This is a genomic window from Orrella sp. 11846, assembly GCF_048820935.1.
Taxonomy (GTDB): domain Bacteria; phylum Pseudomonadota; class Gammaproteobacteria; order Burkholderiales; family Burkholderiaceae_B; genus Algicoccus.
This window is the reverse complement of sequence record NZ_JBMERD010000007.1, coordinates 164,842-174,860: the sequence shown is the minus strand read 5'-3', so window position 1 is coordinate 174,860 and position 10,019 is coordinate 164,842. Positions and strand designations below refer to the sequence as shown.

At 41.3% G+C, this 10,019-nt stretch carries 8 protein-coding genes and 3 tRNA genes; 1 reads left to right on the top strand and 10 read right to left on the bottom strand.

The window, feature by feature from the left end; genetic code table 11:
- The 9 genes from ACOI06_RS08040 to ACOI06_RS08000 form a co-directional block, all read right to left on the bottom strand.
- Positions 1–99, bottom strand: a 99-nt coding sequence (locus tag ACOI06_RS08040) for a GTP-binding protein (RefSeq protein ID WP_033453371.1), incomplete at its 3' end; no start/stop codon positions are given.
- A gap of 79 nt (positions 100–178) precedes the next feature.
- Positions 179–253: transfer RNA gene (locus ACOI06_RS08035), tRNA-Thr, on the bottom strand.
- Between the two features lie 93 nt (positions 254–346).
- Positions 347–420: transfer RNA gene (locus ACOI06_RS08030), tRNA-Gly, on the bottom strand.
- 42 nt (positions 421–462) lie between these two features.
- Positions 463–549, bottom strand: a tRNA-Tyr gene (locus tag ACOI06_RS08025).
- 143 nt (positions 550–692) lie between these two features.
- Complete coding sequence (locus ACOI06_RS08020; protein ID WP_420662002.1) at positions 693–1,604, bottom strand: ParB/RepB/Spo0J family partition protein; 912 nt, start codon at positions 1,602–1,604, stop codon at positions 693–695.
- Positions 1,605–1,608: 4 nt separating this feature from the next.
- Positions 1,609–2,421 carry a ParA family protein gene (locus tag ACOI06_RS08015; RefSeq protein ID WP_420662001.1) on the bottom strand — a complete coding sequence of 271 codons (813 nt, stop codon included), beginning with the start codon at positions 2,419–2,421 and terminating at the stop codon, positions 1,609–1,611.
- Positions 2,421–3,089 carry a 16S rRNA (guanine(527)-N(7))-methyltransferase RsmG gene (rsmG, locus tag ACOI06_RS08010; RefSeq protein ID WP_420662000.1) on the bottom strand — a complete coding sequence of 223 codons (669 nt, stop codon included), beginning with the start codon at positions 3,087–3,089 and terminating at the stop codon, positions 2,421–2,423. The genes ACOI06_RS08015 and rsmG overlap by 1 nt, the downstream gene beginning before the upstream one ends.
- Positions 3,090–5,006, bottom strand: a complete 1,917-nt coding sequence (gene mnmG, locus ACOI06_RS08005) for a tRNA uridine-5-carboxymethylaminomethyl(34) synthesis enzyme MnmG (RefSeq protein ID WP_420661999.1) — start codon at positions 5,004–5,006, stop codon at positions 3,090–3,092.
- 175 nt (positions 5,007–5,181) lie between these two features.
- A complete protein-coding gene (locus ACOI06_RS08000) occupies positions 5,182–6,225 on the bottom strand; it encodes an AbrB family transcriptional regulator (protein WP_420661998.1) in 1,044 nt (347 codons plus the stop codon).
- Positions 6,226–6,284: 59 nt separating this feature from the next.
- On the opposite strand from ACOI06_RS08000, the gene ACOI06_RS07995 reads away from it, so the two are divergent.
- Positions 6,285–7,454 (top strand): methionine aminotransferase, encoded by a 1,170-nt coding sequence (locus ACOI06_RS07995; protein ID WP_420661997.1) that lies wholly within the window; start codon positions 6,285–6,287, stop codon positions 7,452–7,454.
- Between the two features lie 1,175 nt (positions 7,455–8,629).
- On the opposite strand, the gene mnmE is transcribed toward ACOI06_RS07995, so the two are convergent.
- Positions 8,630–9,997 carry a tRNA uridine-5-carboxymethylaminomethyl(34) synthesis GTPase MnmE gene (gene mnmE, locus ACOI06_RS07990; RefSeq protein WP_420661996.1) on the bottom strand — a complete coding sequence of 456 codons (1,368 nt, stop codon included), beginning with the start codon at positions 9,995–9,997 and terminating at the stop codon, positions 8,630–8,632.
- Positions 9,998–10,019: the final 22 nt, after the last annotated feature.

Sequence of the window (10,019 nt, the reverse complement as noted above, 5' to 3'; positions counted from 1 at the left end):
AGTGATCGCTGCTGTCAACGTCGTTTTACCGTGGTCAACGTGACCAATCGTACCCACGTTTACGTGAGGCTTGGTACGCTCAAACTTACCTTTTGCCATGACAAACTCCTGAACCTGAATTGAAGCTCGTAGGATTATCTAAAATGTGTTTAAAAAAACAAATTACCTAGAGACTGCTTGGTGCCCATGGCGCGGATCGAACGCGCGACCTCTCCCTTACCAAGGGAGTGCTCTACCACTGAGCCACATGGGCGAAAGGCTTTGATCCAATTGGATCGAAAGCCATAAATTTTTAGCTATAAACCGGTGCTCTGATCACAACCGACTGATTATGATTCTGAACGTTTGGAGCGGGTGAAGGGAATCGAACCCTCGTCGTAAGCTTGGAAGGCTTCTGCTCTACCATTGAGCTACACCCGCAAGTGTCCCGCACGCCGACTTTTAACTTTACTGATAAATTCTTGGTGGAGAGGGTTGGATTTGAACCAACGTAGGCGTTAAGCCAACAGATTTACAGTCTGCCCCCTTTAACCACTCGGGCACCCCTCCGTCACAGAACAGCAAATTATGCCTATGTTTTTTGATGTTGTCAAGTCAGGTCAACAAACTTCCGTAACCACTACGATTTTGTTGCAAAAACTCAACGAATTTTCATTCCTTTGATAATATCTGTATATAAATACAGCTATTAATTACATACCTTCTAATTCTTCTTTAAAACCTAAGGTTTCTAGAACACCTTGTAAGTGTTCCCAATTTTCAAAATTGACTTCGATTCGCCCTTTTTGACCTTTTCCAGGTTTAATCCGAACCATCGTACCCAAGCGGTCAGCCAAAATCGTTTCTAAACGCACAAGATCTTGATCAACTTTTTTTGCTGTTTTAACAGAATCGGTTTCTTCATTGCCTAATAAATCTTTGACAATTTTTTCTGTTTCCCGAACGGATAGTTTTTTTGCGTACACAAGATTCGCAATTCGGACTTGATCCTCAAGCTCTAATGGCAATAATGCTCTAGCATGACCCATATCTATATCGTTTTCTAGCAACATCTTTTGTACTGCATCACCTAATGTGAGTAAGCGTAAAAGATTTGATGTCGCTGAACGGGATCGACCAATCGCCTGAGCTGCATCGTCATGCGTTAATTCGAACTCTTCGAGTAAACGTTTAATTGCTTGGGCTTCTTCAATCGCGTTGAGATCTTCTCTTTGGATGTTTTCTATCAATGCAATCAAAGCTGCATTTTCATCCTGAATATCACGAACGATAGCTGGAACGGTTTTTAATCCAGCCAGTTTCGATGCTTGAACCCTTCTCTCACCTGCAATAATTTCGTATTGAAGACTTTTTCCTTTACTTTCAATCGGCCTGATCAGAATTGGTTGAATAACACCCTGAACTTTGATTGATTCGGAAAGCTCTTCCAGTGCAACCTGTTCCATTTTTGTTCTGGGTTGGTATTTACCAGATTTCAGTTTCGAAATCGCAATTTCTTGTAAACCATTTTCAATACTTTTTCCAATACTAGTAATCGCTGCAGTATCTTCCCCTAACAATGAATCTAATCCACGCCCCAATCCTTTTGGTTTTCTTGTAGCCATTTTCTTATCCCTTTCGCTCTTTCTCTTCTTTTACTAAACGTGAAACTAGCTCCTTACCAAAAGCTAAATACGCTTTACCACCACGTGAACTTGGATCGTAAAACACCCCTGGAATTCCGTGACTCGGCGCTTCTGCCAATCTCACATTTCTCGGAATGACTGTTTCAAACACCCTATCGCCAAAATGCCGATCTAATTGCTCCGAGACTTGTTGCTGCAATGTAACCCTCGTATCAAACATAACTCTCAAAACTCCGATCAAACTTAATTTCGGATTTAAGTTACGGTAAACACGTTTAATGGTATTCACCAGATCAGACAATCCTTCAAGCGCAAAATACTCACATTGCATGGGAATAATGACACCATCAGCGGCAACTAAGCCATTGAGTGTCAAAAGGGACAAAGTCGGTGGGCAATCAATAATGACAAAGTCGTAAACATCCGATACTTTATCTAAAGCGCTCTTGAGTTGATTTTCTCGATCTTCCATATTCACAAGATCGATCTCTGCACCTGACAATTCCCGGTTTGAAGCGAGCACATCATATTTCGCACTTTCAGAGGTCTTGGCTGCCTCAGCAATCGTTTTCTCTCCAATCAAAACCTCATAAATCGTCGAGTCGACTTGAGTCTTATCTAAACCACTCCCTGTCGTTGCGTTGCCTTGTGGGTCTAAATCAATCAACAGCACTTTCTTTCCCAGTTTTGTCAACGCAGCTGAGAGATTAATAGCTGTGGTTGTTTTACCGACCCCACCCTTTTGATTGGCAATACAAAAAACTTTTGAAACTTTGGGTTTTACTGACTCAGCCATTATCCAGCTTTCCTATCGATGACTACCAGATTTCTTGTGACATCAAGTTCTGGAATTTGTAATGTTTTAACTTCTTTCACCAACCAATCGTTCGTTGACTTTGTGAACTCATCAATATCCTCTTGCACTTGAACGGATTTCATTGCGCAGATATGTCCGCTTGTTTTGCAATGGATACTCGATAATCTGACAAAATCTGTAATCGATGCGAAAGCTCTTGAAATGACAATATCTGCCTCTAAAGGCGATATCTCCTCAATTCGACTGTGGATTGCTTGAACGTTTTTACATCCGATTTTTCCAGCTACATACTGAACGAATGTCATTTTTTTATTCACGCTGTCAACGCAAATCACTTTTGCGTTCGGAAACCACAGTGCTAAAACAATACCGGGTAACCCCGCTCCACTACCAACATCGACCAGCGTAAAAGAATCAGATTTCGCACATTTTTTTATTTCTGGCACAACACTTAATGAATCTAAAATGTGTTGCACAAAGACATCATCAAACGTTTTCAACGCAGTCAGGTTATAGGTGTTATTCCACTTCAGAAGTTCTTCCATGTACATCATGACTGAATCTTCTGTTTCACGTGAAACATTCAACCCATAAAACTGACACGCATCCTGAAGTTTTGGTCTGTAAATAGCAAACTTATCACTCACTTAAATCACCTTCTCAGACCGTTTTTCAGATTGAAATTTACGTAGATAGATAAGTAATGTAGCAACAGCCGCAGGCGTCACGCCTGAAATTCTTGAAGCTTGTCCAATCGTTTCAGGACGATGTTTCTTTAATAAATCTCGAACCTCAAACGACACATTCTTCATCGAATCATAGTCAGTATCTTCGGGAATGATAAATTCCTCATGTTTTTTCTGACGCTGAATCTCCAGTTGCTGTCGATCAATATAGCCTTGATACTTGATTTGAATTTCTACTTGCTCGGAAATTGCACCTTTTTCCAACCAAGTACCAATTGAATCCATATCGGTTGTTTTAAGAAGGGACAATTTCTCATAAGTAACAGTCGGTCTTCTTAACAGGTCAGCTAATGAGCATGATTTTTCAATGGGTCTGCCTATAGCCACCATCACACTATCAGGATCGATAGAGCCAGGATGCAGGAAGGTTTTCTCTAGTCTAGATATTTCTTCTTCAATCGTTTGTTTTTTATTTGAGAATACAGTCCATCGTTCATCGTCTACAAGTCCAAACCTTCGTCCAACTTCTGTCATTCTCAAATCTGCATTGTCTTCACGCAAACTCAAGCGATATTCTGCCCGTGAAGTAAACATCCGATACGGTTCTGAAACACCTCGTGTGACCAGATCATCAACCAATACACCCAAATAAGATTCTTCGCGTCTGGGTACATACTGTTCTGTTTCACGTGAAACACACGACGCATTTAATCCTGCTAATAAACCTTGTGCAGCCGCTTCTTCATAACCCGTCGTACCATTAATTTGACCAGCTAAAAACAAGCCTGAAATCACTTTTGATTCCAATGTTCGTTTAAGACTTCTGGGATCCAAGTAGTCGTATTCAATGGCATAGCCCGGTCGAACAATATGAACATTCTCCAAACCTGGAATGGTATGCAACAATTCGATCTGCGCATGAAAAGGCAAACTCGTTGATACACCATTGGGGTAAATTTCGTTTGAATGTAAACCCTCAGGTTCCAAGAAAACCTGATGACTATTCTTATCTGCGAACCTCATAATTTTGTCTTCAACCGAAGGACAATATCGTGGACCCACACCCTCAATTACTCCTGCATACATGGGTGACTGATCAAGATGTTTTCTGATTACATCGTGGGTTCTTTCGTTTGTATGTGTAATCCAGCAAGGCATCTGTTTAGGATGCATCTTTTCATTTCCCATAAACGAAAAGACTGGTAAAGGATCTAGATCCCCACCCTGAACTTCAAGCTTTGAGAAATCGATACTTCTCAGATCCAGTCTAGGTGGAGTTCCTGTTTTCAATCGACCGACGGGTAGTTCCATTTCTCTTAATCTGTTCGCTAGAGAAATTGCTGCTGGATCGCCTGCCCTGCCGCCTTGATAGTTTTTCAACCCAACATGAATCAAGCCATTTAAAAAAGTACCCGTGGTTAGCACCACACTTTTCGCCTCAATCACCAAACCTAATTGTGTGATCACGCCAACGACGCGATCATCACGTATGATCAAGTCATCTACACCTTGTTGGAACAAGTCCAGATTTTTCTGATTTTCAAGTACGTCTCTGATAACTTGTTTATAAATCGCACGATCGATTTGTGCTCTTGTTGCACGTACAGCAGGACCTTTTGAACTGTTCAGCACTCTGAATTGAATACCGCTTTTGTCGGTCGCCAAAGCCATGGCACCACCAAGCGCATCGATTTCTTTTGCTAAATGCCCTTTGCCAATTCCACCGATAGAAGGATTACACGATAGTTGTCCCAAAGTATCGATGCTGTGCGTAATTAATAGTGTTTTAGACCCACGCCGCGCAGAAGCCAAAGCCGCTTCCGTTCCTGCATGACCTCCGCCGACAACAATGACATCAAAACGTTGATGAATAGGCATTTTATTGCTCAAAAATTAAATTTATGAAATGAAATTATAAGACGTAAGTAAGCCTTATGAGTGTTTCACGTGAAACACAAAACGATGTTGTTATATATTTCACGTGAAACATGCACTGTGGATAACTCTGTGCATAAATCTGTGTATAGACACTGAATAACTTGTGGATAAGGTTCTAAGCTTGCTCTCGATGCGGTGCTAGCTTGTTGTATAACCATCCGGTAATCAACACAACAAATACAAGGCGCGACACTTGGAACGCTGTCACAATCGGCACCCCTAATTCTAAGACCTTGGCTGTAATTGTCATTTCTGCCAAACCACCCGGTGCCATACCTAGCCAGATTGTCGCAAGTGGAATATCCGTGACCAATGTGATGACGTAGCCTACCAGCATCGCCAATAACAATGAAATCACCGAGAAGATAACCACACCGAGTAAAAACCTAGGTGCCGCTTTAAAAAAATCTGGTCGATACTTGTCACCTAAGTTCCAGCCAATTAATAGCTGCCCAAGGTTTACCATGTAATTTGGCATCGATGTAAAAGTTACGCCAGACAAAGTCAATCCAGCCGCTGCAGCCAAAGGTCCGAGTACCCAGGCATTGGGAATTCGTAGAAGCGCAAATACAGCGCCGGCTGCTACTGTCGCCAATATCAATATAGGGAACTGATCATAATCTACCAGTCGTTGTGTTAGAGCACTCGAATCTGAACCCGTAATTCCCCAAAGCATATAACCAAAGGGGATGAGCACGACAACAGTCAACACCCTCACACTATGTGCACTGGCTACTAAATCAGCTCTAGCGTCGTATCTTTCAGCTAGCGTACTCATTTCACTAGCTCCACCAATTGCAGCTGCAAACCAGGCAGTTTTGAAATCAGTACGACCCACCCTTTGAATGATCTTTGATCCAAAAAAACTTAGTACAACAGGAACAACCATTCCTATGGCAATCGCAATCCAATACCTAGCGACTAAATCGAGGATTTCGGTTGAGAAGTATAAACCTAAAGATGCGCCAATGACCCATTGCCCAGCCGACCTAAAGGGTCCATAAGCTGAAATGGGTCCATTGAGTAAGCGAACTGCAGCAACTGCTGTTAGAGGCCCTAACAGCCAAGGCAGAGGCATATTCAAGTACTGAGCAATCAAAGCGCCTAGAAATGCAGTTAACGCACCTATTAAGCGTTGAATCAACACATTATCTAACATTAGGTTACAAACTTATCTATTATCGAGTTAATAAAAACTTATTCTGAACAGGAACAAACATGCATCTCACATCAAAATTACCTGAAATCGGTACAACGATTTTTACTGTGATGAGCAAAATGGCAGCTGATCATCAAGCGATCAACTTAGGTCAGGGATTTCCAGATTTCGACCCTGATCCTAAATTGATCAATATGGTTTCTGAAGCCATGAAAAATGGGCATAACCAGTACCCCTTTATGCCTGGTATTGAACCCTTGCGAGACGTCATCGCCGATAAAGTCAATACGTTGTATGGACATCAATACAACAAAGACACCGAAATCACGATCACCAGTGGGGCAACGCAGGCCATTATGGCTGCCATCATGGCTGTTGTTCATGCGGGTGATGAAGTGATCGTTGTTGAGCCGAGTTATGACAGCTACGTACCTGCAATTCGTTTATCTGGTGGTATCCCTGTTTTTGTTCAAATGATTCCACCTGAAAATCAGGATCAAGCTTTCCGCATTGACTGGAACATGATTGCCGATGCAATCACTGAAAAAACAAAATTATTGATTCTGAATTTTCCTCACAATCCTACTGGCGCTGTACTGACAGCCTCTGATTTTGATGCTCTTGAGGAAATCATTGAAAACACAAATATCTTTCTGTTATCCGATGAAGTCTACGAGCACATTGTATTCGAACCGCAGGGTCATCTCAGTCTTTCAAGCCGAGAATCTTTAGCAAAGAGAACATTTGTCATTTCATCATTTGGGAAAACAACACATACAACCGGTTGGAAGGTTGGCTATTGCTGTGCACCAGCCAATATGACGACTGAGCTTAGAAAAGTTCATCAATTTATGGTGTTTACAGTGCCCTCACCTTTTCAGCATGCTTTAGCTCATTACACAAAAGACGCAAGCACATATGAAAACTTACCTGATTTTTATAGAGAAAAAAGAAATCGTCTGTATGAAGGTTTGTTGAAGACGCGCTTCAAACCGTATGTTTGCCCAAGCACTTTCTTTTTATTAGCAGATTATTCAGAAATCTCAGATCTCAATGAAGCTAAATTTTCTCAATGGTTAACCAAGACACACGGTGTTGCTGTGATCCCTGTCAGCGCTTTTTACAAAGATCCTGATGATCCCCTCTCTAACCATCAACTGGTTCGTTTCTGTTTTGCTAAAAAAAATGAAACCCTTGATATGGCTTTAGAACGTTTGTCTTCAGTTTAGTTTTTAATAAATATCTTTATATAAAAATAGTAGTAATAATAAATGCTGTGGATAACTCGTATAGTTGTCAAAAATCCTTTTAAAACAGACAACTATACGAATATTCTATTGTGAAGAACATCTGTTGATCTATGTGGATGAAGTTGAATAAGTTTGAGGTTATCCTTCAAAATGACTTTTATGCACAAGATATGCACAACTTATCCACAGAGTTATTCAAAAAATCCAGACATTCATATGATTTTATGTATGAACTTTTGATTAACGATGCCTTCTTCTAGTCACAAGTAACAATTGAATCGATTGTTCACAACTCTTCTCAATGCCGTACAACTGACTTCGTTGTTTTTGTAACTCACAAACACTAATCGCTGTGATTTTTACGTTCAGCTACTTCACAGTGATCGGAACGTATTCTTGAATTCAAAGTCAGCAGTTGAAAATAAATTTTGTATCCATTCATTATTTGGTACCAGAAGTTGCATTGACAATAAGCAAAGCATTATCAGCTTGGTTTAAAGATTTGTGAATTTGGAACTACATGACTTGTTTTTTGGTTTGACATCCAGATTAAAAAAACAGAGATAAAGCTTGTTGTTCACAGTCAGAAAAGTTTTTAGATTTCCACAATCTTTATACTAATTCTTTTATATATAAATAGTAGTAATAATAAGAGACTGTGGATAAGTAGAACTATTCATTTTTTCGGTTATAAAACAGATAGTTGTGAGTGATTTTGGTTGTGTAAAAGATGTGACATGCGCTGTGGATGAATGTGAACAACAATTCAGACTTATGAGAATTGTGTACTTATCCAGATTTGAATCACAGCTTATCCACAAAGTTATCCACAGGCTATTTTTCTGTTTGACGAGCAAAAGATCTGCGTGAAGAATCAGTTCTGATCAGCAAAGTAAATTGAAAATCAAATTTCTTGTCAAAGTGTAGACTTAACTAACAGGCGTTTCAGAATTGTGTTCGTTAAGAATCGATAGTACGCACTTTACCCATCGATTGAAGTGGCTGTGAGTATGAACTTAATTTGGATGAGTATTTCGGTGATTGTGACTACTGATTCTGATATCGTCACCATCAATTCTGATGATTGTGACCACTACACTTATGCGTTTGATGAGATTAAGCGTATTTTTAATGGCAGCGGTTGTTATAGGACTTTACTTTCCAATGCAGAAGCTTGAGAAAATCCGACCTAATAAGTCATCAGAAGTCATTTTTCCTGTGATTTCTCCCAGGGCATCATGACTTAAACGCAATTCCTCAGCCAATAGATCCAGTGCTGAATCATCAAGCTGTGCGTATTCATTTGCGATCTCAAGATGCTCGATTGCAATCACCATAGCTTCGATATGCCGTTTTCGACCAAGCCACGGGGAAGCTTCTCCTAAAGTCCGACCACAAGCGCTCAGAATGGCTTGTTTAAGGACGTCTAGACCGAGCCCGGTCTTTGCGGATACTGAGATTGAATCCCTCGGTTGTTTTGTTTGATGATCGTCATCAGAATGCTTGAACGATGAATCAGATGGGGTGACCAAATCTGATTTGTTATAGACCCTGAGTACGACTTTGTCTTCCAGATTTTTGATGTCTTCGTGCGTGGCAAGCATTGAGTGCGGGTTTCTGCTATCCATGACGTCTAGGATGACGTCTGCTTCGGTAATCTCTTTGAGGCTACGTTGGATGCCCATTTGCTCAATTTGATCGCTGGTGTCGCGTAAACCTGCTGTATCTGCAACTGTGATGGGAACACCATCAAGATCTAGCGTGTCTCGGATTGCATCTCGAGTTGTTCCTGGGATGTCTGTCACGATGGCGACATCACGATGAAACAACGCGTTCATCAAGCTGGATTTTCCGACATTGGGTTCACCGGCTAGAACAACTTTCAGGCCTTCATTGAGAAAGCTGCTTTGTCTGGCGATTTGAACTGTCTCTTGTAATGAAGTCAGTACCTTTAGTAAGCGTGGTCGGATTTCATATTTTTCAATAAAATCGATTTCTTCTTCGGGAAAATCCAATGTCGCTTCAACCAGAACTCGAAGCGTAATCAGTTCTTCGGTTAATGCATTGATCTGTTCAGAAAAAACGCCACTAAGGGATGCTGCAGCAGCCTTTGCAGCCGCACCTGAATTGGCATTAATGAGATCAGCAATCGCTTCAGCTTGTGCGAGGTCGATCTTGTCATTGAGAAAAGCACGGAGTGTGAATTCACCGGCATTGGCCAGTCTCATGCCATAAGGACGTCCAACCTCTAGGCAACGATCCAGAAGAAGGCGTAAAACAGCAGGACCACCATGTCCCTGAAGTTCTAGAACATCTTCCCCCGTGTAGGCATTGGGAGCCACAAAATATAAGGCAATGCCGTAATCAAGTGCGATACCGTTTTTGTCATGAAAGGGGAGATAGTGCGCGTGACGTGGAGTTAATGCTTGCCCAAAAAAATCCATGATGAAAGATTTTAGATTGGGACCGGATACGCGCACAATGCCAACCCCCCCTCTTCCCATTGCTGTTGCAATGGCCACAATTGGGGGGGTATCAGTGTAC

Bases quoted from the DNA above. Each gene is read 5' to 3' on its own strand.
- ACOI06_RS08020 (WP_420662002.1), bottom strand. From the start codon at position 1,604: ATGGCTACAAGAAAACCAAAAGGATTGGGGCGTGGATTAGATTCATTG.
- ACOI06_RS08015 (WP_420662001.1), bottom strand. From the start codon at position 2,421: ATGGCTGAGTCAGTAAAACCCAAAGTTTCAAAAGTTTTTTGTATTGCC.
- ACOI06_RS08000 (WP_420661998.1), bottom strand. From the start codon at position 6,225: ATGTTAGATAATGTGTTGATTCAACGCTTAATAGGTGCGTTAACTGCA.
- ACOI06_RS07995 (WP_420661997.1), top strand. From the start codon at position 6,285: ATGCATCTCACATCAAAATTACCTGAAATCGGTACAACGATTTTTACT.
- mnmG (WP_420661999.1), bottom strand. From the start codon at position 5,006: ATGCCTATTCATCAACGTTTTGATGTCATTGTTGTCGGCGGAGGTCAT.